Annotated in this window: 22 protein-coding genes; all 22 read right to left on the bottom strand. The window is 56.2% G+C overall.

The genetic code is table 11. The features are described from left to right. Position 1: 1 nt before the first annotated feature. On the bottom strand, positions 2-565 hold the full coding sequence (gene traV, locus EL335_RS13870; protein ID WP_126448289.1) for a type IV conjugative transfer system lipoprotein TraV: 564 nt from the start codon (positions 563-565) through the stop codon (positions 2-4). A gap of 2 nt (positions 566-567) precedes the next feature. Beyond that, positions 568-1,302, bottom strand: a complete 735-nt coding sequence (locus EL335_RS13865) for a DsbC family protein (RefSeq protein WP_126448287.1) — start codon at positions 1,300-1,302, stop codon at positions 568-570. 5 nt (positions 1,303-1,307) lie between these two features. Beyond that, positions 1,308-2,564, bottom strand: coding sequence for a TraB/VirB10 family protein (locus tag EL335_RS13860; protein WP_126448285.1), 1,257 nt, complete (start codon positions 2,562-2,564; stop codon positions 1,308-1,310). Continuing rightward, entirely contained in the window at positions 2,561-3,262 is a 702-nt protein-coding gene (locus tag EL335_RS13855; RefSeq protein ID WP_172600134.1) for a TraK domain-containing protein, read from the bottom strand. The genes EL335_RS13860 and EL335_RS13855 overlap by 4 nt, the downstream gene beginning before the upstream one ends. Beyond that, a complete protein-coding gene (traE, locus tag EL335_RS13850; protein ID WP_126448281.1) occupies positions 3,195-3,788 on the bottom strand; it encodes a type IV conjugative transfer system protein TraE in 594 nt (197 codons plus the stop codon). Before traE ends, EL335_RS13855 begins: the two co-directional genes overlap by 68 nt. Next, positions 3,788-4,072, bottom strand: a complete 285-nt coding sequence (locus EL335_RS13845; protein ID WP_126448278.1) for a hypothetical protein — start codon at positions 4,070-4,072, stop codon at positions 3,788-3,790. The genes traE and EL335_RS13845 overlap by 1 nt, the downstream gene beginning before the upstream one ends. Before the next feature lie 9 nt (positions 4,073-4,081). Then, on the bottom strand, positions 4,082-4,378 hold the full coding sequence (gene traL, locus EL335_RS13840) for a type IV conjugative transfer system protein TraL (protein WP_126448276.1): 297 nt from the start codon (positions 4,376-4,378) through the stop codon (positions 4,082-4,084). A gap of 10 nt (positions 4,379-4,388) precedes the next feature. Beyond that, entirely contained in the window at positions 4,389-4,676 is a 288-nt protein-coding gene (traA, locus tag EL335_RS13835; RefSeq protein WP_126448274.1) for a TraA family conjugative transfer protein, read from the bottom strand. Next, the gene (locus tag EL335_RS13830) at positions 4,666-4,863 is read right to left on the bottom strand and encodes a hypothetical protein (RefSeq protein WP_126448272.1); all 198 of its coding nucleotides are present in this window, start codon (positions 4,861-4,863) and stop codon (positions 4,666-4,668) included. The genes traA and EL335_RS13830 overlap by 11 nt, the downstream gene beginning before the upstream one ends. Next, the gene (locus EL335_RS13825) at positions 4,860-5,468 is read right to left on the bottom strand and encodes an OmpA family protein (protein ID WP_126448270.1); all 609 of its coding nucleotides are present in this window, start codon (positions 5,466-5,468) and stop codon (positions 4,860-4,862) included. Before EL335_RS13825 ends, EL335_RS13830 begins: the two co-directional genes overlap by 4 nt. Continuing rightward, a complete protein-coding gene (locus EL335_RS13820; protein WP_126448268.1) occupies positions 5,465-5,890 on the bottom strand; it encodes a lytic transglycosylase domain-containing protein in 426 nt (141 codons plus the stop codon). Before EL335_RS13820 ends, EL335_RS13825 begins: the two co-directional genes overlap by 4 nt. 69 nt (positions 5,891-5,959) lie before the next feature. Beyond that, positions 5,960-6,343: a hypothetical protein gene (locus EL335_RS13815; protein ID WP_126448266.1), complete on the bottom strand. Its 384-nt coding sequence runs from the start codon at positions 6,341-6,343 to the stop codon at positions 5,960-5,962. Then, complete coding sequence (locus EL335_RS13810) at positions 6,336-6,851, bottom strand: metal-dependent hydrolase (protein ID WP_284155523.1); 516 nt, start codon at positions 6,849-6,851, stop codon at positions 6,336-6,338. The genes EL335_RS13815 and EL335_RS13810 overlap by 8 nt, the downstream gene beginning before the upstream one ends. Then, positions 6,851-7,483: an EAL domain-containing protein gene (locus EL335_RS13805; protein WP_126448262.1), complete on the bottom strand. Its 633-nt coding sequence runs from the start codon at positions 7,481-7,483 to the stop codon at positions 6,851-6,853. Before EL335_RS13805 ends, EL335_RS13810 begins: the two co-directional genes overlap by 1 nt. Before the next feature lie 129 nt (positions 7,484-7,612). Next, positions 7,613-8,212 (bottom strand): IncC plasmid conjugative DNA transfer DtrJ family protein, encoded by a 600-nt coding sequence (locus EL335_RS13800; RefSeq protein ID WP_126448260.1) that lies wholly within the window; start codon positions 8,210-8,212, stop codon positions 7,613-7,615. A gap of 3 nt (positions 8,213-8,215) precedes the next feature. Further along, entirely contained in the window at positions 8,216-8,734 is a 519-nt protein-coding gene (locus EL335_RS13795; RefSeq protein ID WP_126448258.1) for a phospholipase D family nuclease, read from the bottom strand. Between the two features lie 9 nt (positions 8,735-8,743). Next, complete coding sequence (gene traD, locus EL335_RS13790; protein WP_126448256.1) at positions 8,744-10,534, bottom strand: conjugative transfer system coupling protein TraD; 1,791 nt, start codon at positions 10,532-10,534, stop codon at positions 8,744-8,746. A gap of 3 nt (positions 10,535-10,537) precedes the next feature. Continuing rightward, a complete protein-coding gene (locus EL335_RS13785; protein WP_126448254.1) occupies positions 10,538-10,876 on the bottom strand; it encodes a hypothetical protein in 339 nt (112 codons plus the stop codon). A gap of 21 nt (positions 10,877-10,897) precedes the next feature. Then, positions 10,898-11,281 (bottom strand): hypothetical protein, encoded by a 384-nt coding sequence (locus EL335_RS13780; protein ID WP_126448252.1) that lies wholly within the window; start codon positions 11,279-11,281, stop codon positions 10,898-10,900. 27 nt (positions 11,282-11,308) lie between these two features. Further along, on the bottom strand, positions 11,309-12,649 hold the full coding sequence (locus tag EL335_RS13775) for an RNA-guided endonuclease InsQ/TnpB family protein (protein WP_126448250.1): 1,341 nt from the start codon (positions 12,647-12,649) through the stop codon (positions 11,309-11,311). Between the two features lie 3 nt (positions 12,650-12,652). Then, positions 12,653-12,856 carry a hypothetical protein gene (locus EL335_RS13770; RefSeq protein WP_126448248.1) on the bottom strand — a complete coding sequence of 68 codons (204 nt, stop codon included), beginning with the start codon at positions 12,854-12,856 and terminating at the stop codon, positions 12,653-12,655. A gap of 387 nt (positions 12,857-13,243) precedes the next feature. Further along, entirely contained in the window at positions 13,244-14,194 is a 951-nt protein-coding gene (locus EL335_RS13765) for a helix-turn-helix domain-containing protein (RefSeq protein ID WP_126448247.1), read from the bottom strand. Positions 14,195-14,274: the final 80 nt, after the last annotated feature.

The following is a 14,274-nucleotide window of genomic DNA, read 5'->3' as shown; positions in this document are numbered from 1 at the left end:
CTTATTCCTGCCCCCCCGCATTAGGTTGCGCAGGCAGAGCTGGTGCAAGCCCTTGCGCACCTGGCAGCACGACGCCGCTACCGGCAGATTGTTGCGAAGGCTGGGTCTGGCCCTGCGTTTTGCCGGCCGTTCCTGCCTGAATGAAGGTTGGACGGTAGCGGTCGACGATCCGCTTCTGATTGTGCTCGATCATCCAGCGGCCAGGGTCGGCCACGACGTAGATGTACGACTGGTCATGAAGATCGCCTTCGCTGTCTTCCCATGGAGCGATCCAGATGCGCAGCACTTTCGGTTGAGTGCGGATCGGGTCACCTGATGACGGCGCCCGCCCAATGATCTCGCCGGACTTCGCAGGCGCTGCCGCCCGCGCCTCGCCCTTCCCTTCCTTGCGCAAGGCTGGCAGATTGTTGGCCACGGCATTGGCATAGACGCCGGACAGCGATGCGCAGCTCACGCCCTCTGGCGCTTTACAAGCAAATTTGGTCTCTCCGTCCAGCCCCGACATGGTGCTGGCGCAGCCGCCCATCAACACAGGTATCAACAATGCAAGGAGAAGATTCCGCATGATCACCCCCCTTTCTTGCTGGTTTGGACCATAGCTTTGCCGCCGCCAAGCCTTCTTTCAATTTCTACTGCTGGCAGAGCACCCGGGGCAATCATTCCGCCATCGAAAATGATGGTCGGCGTCCCATTGATTCCAAGACTGATCCCGAGACGAATATTCCGTTCTACCGGGTTGTCGCACTTATCCACGCCCTCCGGCAGCTTGCCGCTTACCATGAACTCATTCCAAGCCTTTGCGCGGTCTTTGGCACACCAAATGATCTCCGCCTTGCGTTTGGCGTCGGGATGTAGTCCCTCCAACGGGTAGAGGAAGGTGTAGATCGTTACGTTATCGAGTTTGGCGAGCTCCGGTTCAAGCCGCTTGCAGAACGGACAATCCGGATCGGAAAACACATAAATCTTCCGAGAACCGTCGCCCTTGACGGTCTTGATGGCATCCGTCAGCGGCAACGCAGACACGTCGATTTTGTTGATTTCATCGAGGCGCTGGGCGGTCAGGTCCTTTTGTTCTTTCATGTCGAACATGTGACCGAAAAGCATGTATCGACCAGACTCATCGGTATATCCGATGTTTCGCCCCATCACTACCTCGTAGACGCCATTCATGGGACTCTCCCGGACTTCGGTGATATTGGTTGCTGGATACTGTTCCCTGAGACGTTTTTCTACGCCGGCCGTGCCAGCAAACACCGTAGAGGCGGCCGCGAAAGCAATGATCGAAACAACGAGTTTGCGCATATCGGTTACTCCAATGGGTTCAAAGATTTCTTCATGATCTGGCGGCCACGCTTCCAGATTTCGGAGTAGTCGCCTTCGTCGGCAACCGATCCGAGGCCAAGCGTCACTCCCTTGGTCAGAACGACATCTACTACTCGACCCGCATCGACCTCGATGATCGGGAACATCTTCTCGGCCAAAGTGATGTAGTACTGTGAGAGCCTGTCTAGCGCCTTACCAACACCCGTGCCAATGCCAGCCTGGATCTGCTTGCCTGATTCGACGGTGCCTACCGTGCCCAAGGCGCTCGTAGAATAGGTCGTCGATGCTTGCTGGATGCCATGCCCGATCCCGGCCACCACTCCGGTCAGCAGCGCATTTGCCAGCACCTGGCCCTGCTTACTCACCAGCCGTCCACGCATACCTGCCTTACCGTCCTCGCCGACCACATACCCTTTGGCATTGGTATCGACCACTTCCCCGTTGTTGAGAACGCAGGAAAGCGATTCGAGCCGGAGATATGCTCTCTCGGAGCTGATGTCGCCGTAGCCCGATCCGAGCAAGAAGCACTCCTTGACCTTGGCTCGATAACGGTTGGGCAGGAAAGCGTTGTCCTGAACCCGCAGTAGCACCGGCCATGGGTTGTTCTGAGCCTGGCCGCCCGTCGGCGCATCGAGCCCGCCCAACAGCACAGCACGCATGAAGGAGCCTGACGGAACATAGGTTCTCCCTTGCTTCTCGTTGTCCTTGTCTTTCGCCGCTTGATTACTCGCCGCATCACTCACCTCGAATACAGCGATACCCGGTTCCTTCGGTTGCGGAGGCGGCGGAGGCGGCAGTTGTTCTTTCATGGTTCCGGTATTCGGCGATGCGGCCTGCGGCTGCGGCTGCGGCGCCGGTGGTGGCGGAACGGGCGGTAATGGTGGCAGAACGCTCGTTTGTCGCGCTGGAGGCTGCGGCGCATTCTGCTTTTGTTCCACTTCAGACAGCTTTTGCTTGAGCCCTTGAATGGCCGCATCCATTTCCTTCAATTGCTGAGAAGATTGCGCCATCCAGACATCGCGCGGATCGACCTGCGCCCCAGGTGTTGCGATGTTCTTGGTGGGATGCTCTTCCTTGCCGGATTGCGGCACCATCGAAGGTTGGTTGTTCCAGATAGCGACACTGCCAAAGACGAGGCCGAGGAAGATCGTGCCTAGAGTGCCAAGCACGAGATACTGCTTGGCTTTTGGCGACATGTTCTTGAAACGATCAGCGAAGGAAGGCTTCGTTTCTGCGCTCATTGCGCGATCTCCGAGATCACGTACACGGCCGTCGTTTCCGCAGGCTTGAGTTCTGGCTGTTCAACCGACACAGCCACCACGCCTTTCCGGTAAAGCTCCCGCTCGTCGATCACCATGGGTTTGTCGGAGGTATTCGTGAGCATGTATTTCTCACCCCTAAGCGAGCCTTCGACGACCTTGACGAGCACGAACATAGCCTCTTTCCAGAGAGGCACTAGTTCGTTCGTTGTGCGAGATTCCATGTCTGTCTCATCAGAGGATTCGAGGGCAAGCAACACGCGCTTAATGGCTTGGTTACGCACCACGTCACGCCACTGCTCCTTATTGCCGGGTTCCGGCTTGCCCTTGATGATGATGGAATCTGACGGGCCGTCTGTAACTGCCAACAACAGCTTCCAGGTGCGTCCACTCTCATCCGACACAAACACGCTGAGAACCTGTTTGTCGGTCGTCGGCTTGATATATGCCGTGCCAGCATCTTTGTCAGGCGTGACCGCAAAATCGCCTTCGGCACCGAACACGCGCCGTATGCGATGACCCTCCACGCGGATCATGGTCGGCTCCGACCGCGACACTCTGGCACTCATGGTGTCATCCGGTTTTCCGGTGAGAACCTGGGCGCTGTACGCATCAAGACTGATTGCCAGCAGGGTTGCCGAAAGGATTTTTATCGCTGGTTTCTTTGAAATCGGACACATAAAGTTTCCCATTCATGAATTTGAAGCCCACCATGTAGGTCGCGGTCCGCTCGCCTGCCTTCTTATCCGAAGTCCAGGTCACGAGCATCCCGGAAAGTGCTACCCGTAAATTCTTGTCATCGGTCGTAATGTTGCGTACTATGAATTGGGTCGCCGCATTGTTCTTCTTGAGGAACTCTGCACGCGCTCCCATTTCAGCCTGCAAGCGCCCGTATTCTGAGGGGGCCGCATACTTGAGGAACAGGCTGTTCTGGTAATTTGAGACAGTGGGCGTGATGTTGAGCGCCAACCCGGCATACCAGTACGCCATCTCTTCCAGGTATTCCTTGGAGACGGCGTTCCCTGACACCCAGAAGCTACGATTGATTTCGGGAGGGACGAGGATGGTTTTCTCCGCCCCCGCGAGCCTCGACATTGTGCCTGCCTCGATGAGCACCGCCACGGTCAGCATTGCCACCAGAAGGCGCATGAAGCGGATTTCCCGGTTGGCGTTGTCCTGCTCTGAGAGGTATTTTTTGAAGAGCATCAGTCTGCCTTCTCGATAAACACTACTGTCGATACCTCGCTCATCTGATGCACAGCATTGCTTGCTGTCACCCTGTAGCCAGCATCGAGCACTTTCAGGATCGTGGTCTCGCCGAGACGGAGGCACTTGATATAGCGATCCGGTTTGTTACTGAAAGCCCAGGCATATCCAGGCGACATGCACACGTCGCGCTTAACCTCGCCTACGGCAGCCTTCGACTCGGGCTCAGCCGCTAGCGCTTGCGCAGAAAATATCGCAAGCAACAGTAGTATTGATTTGCGCATTTTGTTCTCCTATCCAAGGAAATAGCGTTGATCCGAAGGCGGCGTGACGCGCGGCTTCACGAACAGACCGCTCGGCATCCACCAGTAAATAGCATGGACGGCGAACTTCGGATGCTTGCCAGCTTTCATGCGGCCGTATTGCCATGCCGCAAGACTGCCTGCTGCTATCCCTAAGAGCATGGAGCCAGAAGCTATCCCCATGCCGATCAACATGATTGCAATCACCGCCTGATCCATTTCCCACCACAGGAAACGTTCCTGCGCATCGAGTGATTTCGGGATGTATCCGATTTCGTCGCCGTCCATACTTTTTCCTTTAGATGGTCGCCGACAGGACGCCGCTGATGATCGTCGGCGTGTACTGCAGGAAGACCGCAAAGCCGACGCCAGCCAGGATGGGGAGGGGGTTGACACGGGCAATGGAGACGATCGCACCGATACCAACCGCGGCCACGGCGACGGCACGGCCGAAATAGCCCGTCACCACGTCGTTGAGCCATTGGTACAAGTTCTGGAACTCCGTGCCGGTCGTGCCTGCAAAAGCGCTTCCGGCAACCAGAGAAAGGGCCAAGGTAGCGAGAAAAATTTTGGTCTTACGATTCATGTTTTACTCCTTTCGTGTTGTTAATGATGGATTTGATGAGCCAGCCAATGCCGACGCCAAGCGCGACGCCACCCACATGAGCCTCAAAGCCCTTGTCGAGCAGCGATCCAGGGAGCAACGCCCCCATGGCGATGAACGCTCCAGCGATCAGCGTGTCCCGTACTGCTTCTTTTGATTTGGGAATCACCCTTTGATCTCCTTTCGGTTGTTGACGAAATGAATCTCCGCGCGCCTGTTGGCGGCGCGGCCCACATCCGTGTTGTTCGGGGCTATGTAGCAGCATTTGCCTTTAGCCTCGACTTCCATCGGATTCTTGACGCCTCGCGCCTTGAGCCACGACATCACGTATTCGGCGCGTTGCCGCGCGAGGCGATTGTTTAATGACTGGCTCCCTAAGTCGTCCGTGTATCCTTCAATGCGCAGAGCAGCATCCACAGCAATGCTCTGTATGACATTTTCGAGTTCGAGAGCGCCTTCTTGGGTCGGCGTTGCCAGCGCCAGCTTGAAATGAACGATTGCGGGCTTGCTTGGTATCGCAGGTTTGGTTTCCTGAACAGCAGGTTGATGCTGCACGACATCGGGATAAACAAAGACGGGGGCCGGAGCAGGAAGAGCAACCGTCTTCGGTGTTGGCCGTGAACACGAGTCATCGGCCTCACAAAGCCGCCAATCTTTTTTGATCCACCCCACAACCAACCGCTTCGGGGTTTTCGATGGTGACTCGACTTCCGGAGTCGATGCGCATCCAGCTATCCCTATCGCCGGAAGAACAACAAGAAGAAATCGTTTCACAAACGCCCCTCTCTTTTCAGAACCTGAGCTACTTTTCTTGCGTAGGCCATTCGCTTGGCCTGGTTGCTGGCGTTATATGCGCCTATCGCATCCCAGCCGTAGCCGAGCCGATGGATGTTTTGGGCTAGGATCCACGCTCCGACGTAGGTGTTGGTACAGGCATCAAAAAGATTCCGCTCGGTAATGCCGTACCGCTGAAGGACTGGTATCCACCGGCTGTTGATCTGCATGTGGCCGATGTCGTAGCTGCCGTCGCTGTTGCGGTTGATCGCATGCGGGTTGCCTGAAGACTCCACTCGTGAGATCGCCATGAGTAGCGAGGAGGGAATCCGGTAACGCGCTGCGGCTTCATCAAAGCACGCAGCATTGGCAGAAACGTGAACAGCCAGAGCCAGGCTAAGGATCGTCCATGTCTTACGCATGGACGAGATGCTACGAATTCAGAACGCAAAAAAAGAGGTTAAAAGCGCACGGAATTGCACTATTTCGCGCTACCTGCGTTTCTGTTCCGCGACGCGCTCCGGAACCGAGCACGAAACATTGCCGGATGCCGGGTCGATGACCTTCTCCCAGTGGCACTCCTCTGGGAGCTTGTTGTAAAACGCCTTCGGGTGCGCTGTCTGCTCTTCGGGAGCGACCGTGCCGCGCTCTGGCGCCGCGTTTGTCTGCGCGTGTGCCGCCGATTGCACTGCGCTAGCGGCTTTATCGACCCCAGATGCCGCCTCTTGGCTTCCTGGCAATCCGCTTTGCCTGAACATCGTCGCAAGATCGCGGATCGAGGATTTGACCTTCTGCAGGGTCTGGCTGTCCAGGCTCGACGCTGTCAACCCGATGCCGGCGGCAAGTAGGCCTAGTTGTAGCAGCATCCTAAGCATGGCCGAACCACCTGAGGAAGTTGACGCCAAACCACACGTAAATCCCAAATGCGATCAAGTATTCAGCAGCGCTTCCTGTCTGAAGCGTTATCGGAGCGGCAAAGCGATCCCGGTTGGGCCACAAGAGAGGTATCCCAGTGTTTGACATCCAGTCCGCTACGAGATGGGACGCATAACCAATACCAGCCGCAATCAAGAACGGAGCCGCGAATGCTCTGTCTTGTGTCGCCCTCAGATAAGCTATCGCTGCCAGCACGATTGATTGCACTACAATCAAGGCAATCATGCTGTGCGTTATACCCCGGTGCCCGACGAGGTTGGATAGCGGGATAGAGATGAATGGAATGCGTCGGCCCAGCCAGCTTTTGGGATGATCGATATCCGGCAGTAGGCTGCCTATGGCCCCACCAGCGAGGAACATCAAGACTGTCCGTGACTCATGCACGTTGAGCCATTTTATGGTTAGCAGCGCAGAGGCAGCACCAAAGGCGACGTGGGTAATCGCCATCACGATGCGCTCTGCCCCAATCCAGCCAGATGCGCATTCGCGGGCACCCATTGTCCCGTTTGCCGGTCGCACCAAAATCCCTGGATTTCTCTAGCACCAAGCTTTCGCGCCAACTCTGCATGGTGGCCCGTTTCGATGTGCTCGGCGATGATGGGTGTGCCCTTCACTGCGTTACGCATTTCGGCCAGCGCGTCCCTGTTTTCAACCTTGATGATTTCCGGCCGTAATGTCTTGATGAGGTCTCGTTCTAGCGCGGTTGGTGTCACATCGTCCAGTGCAATCACTCCTCCTTTGCTGCGTATCCTGGTGACAGCCTCTGCGATCCGGGTGTGAACTTCACTTTTCTCGAATATTTCGTGACGCTCCACCAGTTCGATCACGATGCCTGGTCTAACTTTTTTCCAGACAAAATGCGGCATTAGCACGAGTGTTGAATATTCCATGTTGCAGTGAATGCGAAGGCCTGTGAGCGCAGTCAAGCTAACCGCATACTCGATGGCTGCTAGGTCAACGTAAGCCATGCCAATTTCATCATCCAGACTCAACGGTGCCGCGCTTAACACTTCCAGCGCCGTGACCTCCAATGTCGCGGCATCGAGGATTGGTTGAGTGCGATACAGCAGGTTCCCCATAATTTACTCTCGAGGCAAAGTCCTTGTTTTTGTTTGCGATCTCCAGCAGGAGATCGTGCAGATTTACCTTGTTATAGCGGCAATACGACCTCGCCCAATCGAGAACAAAATCAACGAACCGATCCTGTCTCAAAGCCGCTTTTGCAGGTTTCCCATCCACAACCAGAGCGATAACGCCATGAAGCACACCACAGCAGGCGCTGCGATGATCGGCATTGGAGCCGGCAAAAAGAGCCACAGAACCATCGCAACGCTGACGAGCCGGAAGAAATGGACACCGATCTTGTGGCGAATCGGACTCTGGGAAATGAAGGCTGTCTTACGAATCTCACGCACGTAGAAGCCATCGATCGATGCAGCCAGAATTAGCGGCATACCAAGAAGCGCCCACATCATGAGCGTATAGGCGCGATAGACAACAACGTTTGTCCAGAGCAGGCTTGCGTAGATTCGATCAGTCAACCATTTCTCGATCTGGCTGCCGCCGAGATCTTTGGCGGCCTTGGAGGCTTCTTTTGCTGTGTCTGCCATGATCCCGGCCGCCTGCATGGTGATCCATCGATGGGTTGCTTCACCGGCCCACGCAACCAGTTGGCTCTGTTCTGCTTGCCATGTTTCTTCAAATGCCCGAACTGGAATCAAAGCCCATGCGGCAATGAGCGCCGCAATCAACAGAACGGCAATGAAACTGCCCCATTCGCCGCGCTTTTGGTGTTCCTGACGCGCCATACTTCAGTTATCGCTATGGGCCTGGTGTTGCAACCAGTTGTTGATATAGATCCGGGCGAGCTCCGGATTACCGCGCAGGACGATGACGTTTTCGGCGTTGTCGTTCTCTGCCGCCTTCGTAAAGTTGAAACTCCCCGTGATCACCGTATCGCCATCGATTACCATCACCTTGTTGTGGGCGATCGCGTGGTCGCTGTCTATCCATGTCGGGATGCTGTGGTTGGCGAGATAGGTCGCGACGGTATAGCGCTCGCTTTTCTGGCTCTTATCCAGGATGACGCGCACGTCCACACCCCGCTCCTTGGCCTGTGCTAGCGCCTGAGCGATGGGCGCAGACGTGAAGCTATACGCCTGCACCAGGATGGATTTCCTGGCCCCAGCGATCGTTTTTACAACCAGGGCTGTGGCACCGCCGTTTGGTGAGAAAGCTACGTCGATCGTCCCCTTGGCTGGTATCGTCGAGTTTGCAACGGCCGCATGAGCCGCGCAGAGGAACGAGAGAGCCAGCAAAAATCGCCGCATACACATGCTCTACACCAAAATCGGAATCCGCCCCTTGATCGTCTTGCCGCCGGACAAGCGGGCGAAGAAATGAAGCGGTGGAAGTTCGCTGAGGATGGCGGGGGGTATCAAGTCGGCCTCTTCCTCTGTCGCCTGCTCCTGGTAGGAGGCGCTGTAGGCGTCATGGATGTTGGAGTCGACGTTGTGACCGTAACGGACCATCATCGACCTGGCCTTGATCTTCGGAATGCCGTCCGCGATGTACTTTTGCGTTTCCGCATCCTGCACACGCAGGGTGATCTTATTGTTGGTGTTGGCGAGCACCTGGCGGGCCTTGTTCTCGTCTCCAAGACGCGAGGCGAAGTCGGCGAACGTCTGGGTTGCAATGGTCATTCGAAACCCTGCGCCGCGCCCCTTGTTCAGGAGCTGGATGGTCGGGTTGTTGATGACCTCCGCCGCTTCATCCACGAACACGTTGATCGGTTTGATCGAGTCGATGCCGTAGTTGTACCGATCGCCGGCCACTGCGGTTAGGTCAGCAAGCAGGATAGAGCCGATGGCGCTGCCCACCGTGGCATCGGCCAGAGAGTCGAGGCCAACGTAAAGCACTTTGTCGGCCCGGATGATGCGCGCCATGTCCGTTACCAGCTTGTCGTGGCCGACCTCGAAATCCGGCGACAGGAGCTCCGTCAGCGGATCGCTGGTAAGCATCGACAAGATCGGAATGAGCGATGCCACCATTTTCTGGAAGTGCTCCCGGTTGTGCTCGTAGGTCGAGATCAGGCCGTCCAGATCGACGGATTGAGCGTCATGGATCACAACCTGCTTGTAGAAGCTGATATAGGCCAGTAGCTGGTTGCCCTTGTACTGTTTCACAAAGCTGCTAGAGCGAGATTCCCAATCCTGAACGTGGTGTTTGAAGTGGAGTCGCAGCGCTTTGAGCAATAGTTCATCGGGGCCGCCTTCGATGTAGCGTCGCAACTGCACGAGATTTGGTCTCTGGCCGGTCGCGATCAGACCATTCACGATGTCGTTGAGCACTTTCCAGCCGAAGGCCGTGAACGGGTCTGCGCCTGTCTCGGACGGAATCAGCGCAGCGATCCGGCTCGCAAGCTCCGTTTTGCGGTTCCAGTTGCGTAGCGGGTCGATGCAGGCAGATTTTTCAGGGTGAGCGGGATGGAAATAGACGAACCGCTCCGGTTGCCCGATCGCCTCACAGACCTTGCGAGCATTCGAGGCTAAGCCGTGGTCACCCTTGGGGTCGATGATGATGACCGGTTCACCTCTGACAATAGCTTGAGCAATCAGAAGGTCGAACAGGCGGGTCTTCCCCACGCCAGTAGATCCCACGATCAGGGTATGCCCTTCCAGCAGACCGAGATCAGCATAGACATCCTCTTCCTTGGCTAGTCCATGCAGCCAGTGAGCGCCGTCACTCACGAACTCTTTACCGAAGGTTTCGGCCGCACCTTTCCCAATCAGGGCGTGCATCTTTCTCGCCTCGATGTCCGTCCAGACAAAACCTTTACCCAACCAGAACTGGCCTGGCTTCTGTTTCGAGATCAAGTCTTGCGGTTTCATGAAATCCTTTCTTGTTTTGTCCAATGTTCTTGCTTTGGCTTGGCTTCGCCCCCATGCTTGGGTTGCCCGCAATGCGGCAATTGCCAGACAGGTGAGTGATGCCACAACCCCTGCCTTGGTAGGTACAGGCAGGGTGGCCGTCACGGCGAGCGTCATGGCCGATGCTGACAACCAGGTGAGCGCCATCGGCCATTCATGAACCTTGCGCCAGGGTTCCTCGAAATCTACTGATTCGAACATGCGTTACCTTGGTTGCTGGCGATAGAGTTGTCTGAGTTCCTGAAGCTGCGGTTCTGCCAGTTGGTGATTGGCACGTGTCCGCTCGGAGACGATCTCCCGAGCCCGCGCCTCGCGTTCCTGGCACCGCTGCTGTTCTTCTGGCGTCTTGCCAGGCCGATTGCAGGCGTAGGCATCCTGAAGCAGCTTGTCACGCTCCTGATCCGAGAAGGTGGCACGCTGTCTTTGTGGTTGCGTCTGATCCTGGAAGAAGAAGCTGCCATCCGCATGGGCGGTTCCCGCACCAACCAAGGCAAGCACAGTAAGCCAGCCGAGCCTATTAGCAAAGTCGAAGACAATCGGCATGACCAGCTATCCCATTTCTGGTTACATTCCTGCCACGGAGAGCACTTCTTGCGCCTTTTCCGTAAGCGTCCTGGCATCCAGCCGATACACATCCGTGTTTTCGTCCTTGTATTCGATCAAATTGCTCGCGATCCCGCGCTTGACCGCCTCGTAACGCAGATATGACTTGGACACCAACACCCGGACGACATCTGGCAGACCGTAACGCTTGACGTTGTAGCGCCAGGCAGTGATGTACTTCGCAGGATTGCGGGTCGCGGCCAGCCGTATCGTTCCGTCAGCGAGTTCCAGAGCAACGACATAACCGCATCCAACCTGGGAAGCGGCTCCGACCCTTATATCCAGGTACTCTGGCTTCCCATCGTATAGCCAGATCTTGTTCGCGTGTTTCTGATTGGTTCCCATCTTTATGTTTTCTAATTTGCCCTGCTATCAAGAAAGTGCGCCGATGTGCGCACTGTTCTCTTCCTGCCCCGAACCGTCTTGAAGACCGCATTCGTATCTGACAGGCGTAACTTTCCCGACTACAGCAGAGACCCCCTCTGCCGCAGTGCCGCCATTACCGGACGGACTCGCCACGGGTATGGCAGTTGCGGTTGCCAGCCGTTTGAGGTTCAGCGCCGCATTGAGGTTGCGGTCATGGTGTGTGGCGCAGTGCGGGCAGTCCCATTCCCGATGACCCAAGGCAAGCGCCTCGTTCTTCCAACCGCAGACGCAACACTGGCGGCTGCTTGGATACCAGCGGTCAGCGACGACCAACCGGGTTCCGTAGCGCTTGGCCTTGTATTCCATCTGCGAGCGGAACATGCCAAAGCCCACGTCGCTGATGGCGCGGGCGAGTTTGTCGTTCGCTAGCATTCCCTTGACGTGTAGATCCTCGATGGCCACCGCTTGGTTTTCACGGCAAAGACGAGTCGTAAGCTTGTGCATAAAATCCGCTCGGAGATTGGCAATGCGAGCGTGAAGCTTTGCCAATATCGCAGCAGACTTCCGACGATTGTTCGAAAGAGGAAGGCGCGCTCCTTTGGGTAAGTGGGCGTGACGCGCAAAGCCAGCGCGCACCTTCGCCGCTTCCAGCTTGCGGCTATGGCGTCGGCTGCGGATTTTGAGACGGCGCAGCGCATGCTTGAGCGGTTTAGGGGCATCAATAGCCTCGCCACTGGAGAGTGTCGCGGCAGCCTTGATACCCAAGTCAATGCCGGTCATGCCGTGCGCCGTCCTTTCCCGATAGAACTGCGTATCTAGCACTTCGACCTGAACGGCCACGAACCAACGATCTGCTGTGCGGGAAACCGTTGCGCCAAGTATCTTTCCATCGAAACGCAGCGATTCAGTCATGGCAACGCTACCGACCTTGGGGAGACGAATCGTCTTGCCATCCAGCTTGAACTTGTCGTTCGCCACATAGAAGCTGTCACGGCAACGGCCCTTTTTCTTGAACTTGGGCGGATGCGCCGGTTTTGCATTCTTGAGGTCGGCAAAGAACCGGTTCCACGCCTTGGCGAGATGGGCGAATGGCTGCGCGTGTGCATCGCGGTGGATGTTACGCAACCATGGCCTACCGTTCTCATCAAGCCACTGCGGATCGCTGTACTTGATGGCATTGAACTGTTTTTTCAGGGCCATCGCATTTGACTTGTACCCTGCCGCGTACTGCTTGTACCACTCGTTCAACGCCCAGTTCCAGACACGCCGAACCGTTCCACAGGCGCGCTTGAAGTATTCCGCCTGTTCCAGCGTTGGGCAGAGGGCGATCTTGTGCGTGAGTTGCATGACTTACTCGTACTCTTCGTCGGTCGAACGCCACACCACTTCGCCAGTTTCCACGCAGATCGCTCGCACCTCTTGATCGTCTGGGTTGTCCACGCCTTCGATGGCGATCGCCTTGGCTTCGGACGTACTGTCATAATGCTGCGTGAATGCCTTGGCGGGCAGCCAATCACTTTCCAACGGAAAGTCCGATTCAATTCTGTATTTCATGGACTCCTTTGAGGCTCACATCCGAGAGAATAGCGCCCCGTCTCCTCAAAACTTGTCCGAAAAACGCACCAAACCGACCTGTTTCGCTATCTCGCGAGGGTTTCTAGCTGTTCACCAAGAACTTGCGCAAAGTTACCTGTTGCCATCCATACAATTTGAGCCTGCCAAGAATCTCTTGGCGTATGGACTGGCCGCCCCAAGCGGCCCTAAGGCGAGTTTCGCCGGATGTGAAGCCTGTGGAGAGGAAGGCTCTGGATTCGGTCGCAAGATCGGAGTGAAACCGGCCTCGGTGAAGCAGGAAGTCAGCTTCGTTCCTACCGAGCAGGAATGAGAGGAATGAGTAAGTCTGATGGAACGGAGGCGTCGTCCTTTAGGCCGGCTAGGATGTCAATGTATTGGCAGCAGCCTACCGGCCTCGATAGCGTCCAGAAATGGCATGTTGATTTTAGTGCTTGTTACCACGCCATCACGTTCCTCCAGTAGGACTCCATTCCCCATCACCTCAACTACAATCCGGCCATCCTTGGAGGCAAAGCGCCTGCCGCGTAGCTCCAGAGCCTTACGTTCGAGTCGTTCGCGTTCCTGATTGGCCGCCAGAGCCTTAGATTCTTCCTTGACCAGCCAGGAATAATCCTTGTCCTTGCCAAGCAAGGTCTTCACGTAGGCAAATAGGGCGCGCCCCTGCAGTTTCTCCAGGTATTTGCGGGAGGCGCTGACTACGTGAGACAACCGCTGTCTGGCTTGGCGTGCCAGTTTCATTAGCGCAAGCAATGCTGTCACAGCAAGTCCTTGACGCCTTACCAGCCACGCCAGTTCTGAGGGTACTGTTTTCCCTTCGATGCGCACAAAAGGTCCCGCGTCTGGCTGTTCTCTCGTAGAGACTGCTTGGAGTTGAATCCTTGATATAGAGCCGTCTGACTTGACCGATGATTTGTCGGCCGGCAAGCCGGCCTTGCTTTGGTCAGCATTACGCCGGCTAGGTGCCAAGCCAGGGGAGATCAAGAGCGCATCAAGAAGCTTGCGGGTTGGAATGATGGGTGAGCTTGATCCGCGCAGGCCAGGCCTAGCTTTCCGTTCCCGCTGGATCAGGCCGCGATCTTCCAGCCACTTCACCACGCGACCAACGGTTTCGACGGATTTTCCTGATTCCCGCGCCAATGTCGCGCGGCTGGCAAGAATGGGGGCCTTAGCGTGCGCCAGGTTGATTTTCTTGATGATGCGGACCACCACACGGAAGTATCCGTCTGGCAGGTCGTGAAACACAGGGGATTCATCCAGGGCGGCACAGGCCCTGGCGATCACGGAGGGATACGTGACAATAGGGACAGCAAGGCTCATCGCAATCTCCAAGGAATACGATTCCACTTGACGATTGCTGGGAAATTCCTTACGATTCGCCTTGTTGCTTTGGCTTATGG

It is taken from the genome of Sulfuricystis multivorans (assembly GCF_003966565.1).
Taxonomy (GTDB): Bacteria; Pseudomonadota; Gammaproteobacteria; order Burkholderiales; family Rhodocyclaceae; genus Sulfuricystis; species Sulfuricystis multivorans.
This window is presented reverse-complemented; position numbering and strand designations above follow the sequence as displayed.

What these genes read in the sequence shown, in the direction of transcription:
- traV (WP_126448289.1), bottom strand. Translation starts at nt 565, where the DNA reads ATGCGGAATCTTCTCCTTGCATTGTTGATACCTGTGTTGATGGGCGGC.
- EL335_RS13865 (WP_126448287.1), bottom strand. Translation starts at nt 1,302, where the DNA reads ATGCGCAAACTCGTTGTTTCGATCATTGCTTTCGCGGCCGCCTCTACG.
- EL335_RS13860 (WP_126448285.1), bottom strand. Translation starts at nt 2,564, where the DNA reads ATGAGCGCAGAAACGAAGCCTTCCTTCGCTGATCGTTTCAAGAACATG.
- EL335_RS13855 (WP_172600134.1), bottom strand. Translation starts at nt 3,262, where the DNA reads ATGTGTCCGATTTCAAAGAAACCAGCGATAAAAATCCTTTCGGCAACC.
- traE (WP_126448281.1), bottom strand. Translation starts at nt 3,788, where the DNA reads ATGCTCTTCAAAAAATACCTCTCAGAGCAGGACAACGCCAACCGGGAA.
- EL335_RS13845 (WP_126448278.1), bottom strand. Translation starts at nt 4,072, where the DNA reads ATGCGCAAATCAATACTACTGTTGCTTGCGATATTTTCTGCGCAAGCG.
- traL (WP_126448276.1), bottom strand. Translation starts at nt 4,378, where the DNA reads ATGGACGGCGACGAAATCGGATACATCCCGAAATCACTCGATGCGCAG.
- traA (WP_126448274.1), bottom strand. Translation starts at nt 4,676, where the DNA reads ATGAATCGTAAGACCAAAATTTTTCTCGCTACCTTGGCCCTTTCTCTG.
- EL335_RS13820 (WP_126448268.1), bottom strand. Translation starts at nt 5,890, where the DNA reads ATGCGTAAGACATGGACGATCCTTAGCCTGGCTCTGGCTGTTCACGTT.
- EL335_RS13815 (WP_126448266.1), bottom strand. Translation starts at nt 6,343, where the DNA reads ATGCTTAGGATGCTGCTACAACTAGGCCTACTTGCCGCCGGCATCGGG.
- EL335_RS13810 (WP_284155523.1), bottom strand. Translation starts at nt 6,851, where the DNA reads ATGGCGATTACCCACGTCGCCTTTGGTGCTGCCTCTGCGCTGCTAACC.
- EL335_RS13805 (WP_126448262.1), bottom strand. Translation starts at nt 7,483, where the DNA reads ATGGGGAACCTGCTGTATCGCACTCAACCAATCCTCGATGCCGCGACA.
- EL335_RS13800 (WP_126448260.1), bottom strand. Translation starts at nt 8,212, where the DNA reads ATGGCGCGTCAGGAACACCAAAAGCGCGGCGAATGGGGCAGTTTCATT.
- EL335_RS13795 (WP_126448258.1), bottom strand. Translation starts at nt 8,734, where the DNA reads ATGCGGCGATTTTTGCTGGCTCTCTCGTTCCTCTGCGCGGCTCATGCG.
- traD (WP_126448256.1), bottom strand. Translation starts at nt 10,534, where the DNA reads ATGTTCGAATCAGTAGATTTCGAGGAACCCTGGCGCAAGGTTCATGAA.
- EL335_RS13785 (WP_126448254.1), bottom strand. Translation starts at nt 10,876, where the DNA reads ATGCCGATTGTCTTCGACTTTGCTAATAGGCTCGGCTGGCTTACTGTG.
- EL335_RS13780 (WP_126448252.1), bottom strand. Translation starts at nt 11,281, where the DNA reads ATGGGAACCAATCAGAAACACGCGAACAAGATCTGGCTATACGATGGG.
- EL335_RS13775 (WP_126448250.1), bottom strand. Translation starts at nt 12,649, where the DNA reads ATGCAACTCACGCACAAGATCGCCCTCTGCCCAACGCTGGAACAGGCG.
- EL335_RS13770 (WP_126448248.1), bottom strand. Translation starts at nt 12,856, where the DNA reads ATGAAATACAGAATTGAATCGGACTTTCCGTTGGAAAGTGATTGGCTG.
- EL335_RS13765 (WP_126448247.1), bottom strand. Translation starts at nt 14,194, where the DNA reads ATGAGCCTTGCTGTCCCTATTGTCACGTATCCCTCCGTGATCGCCAGG.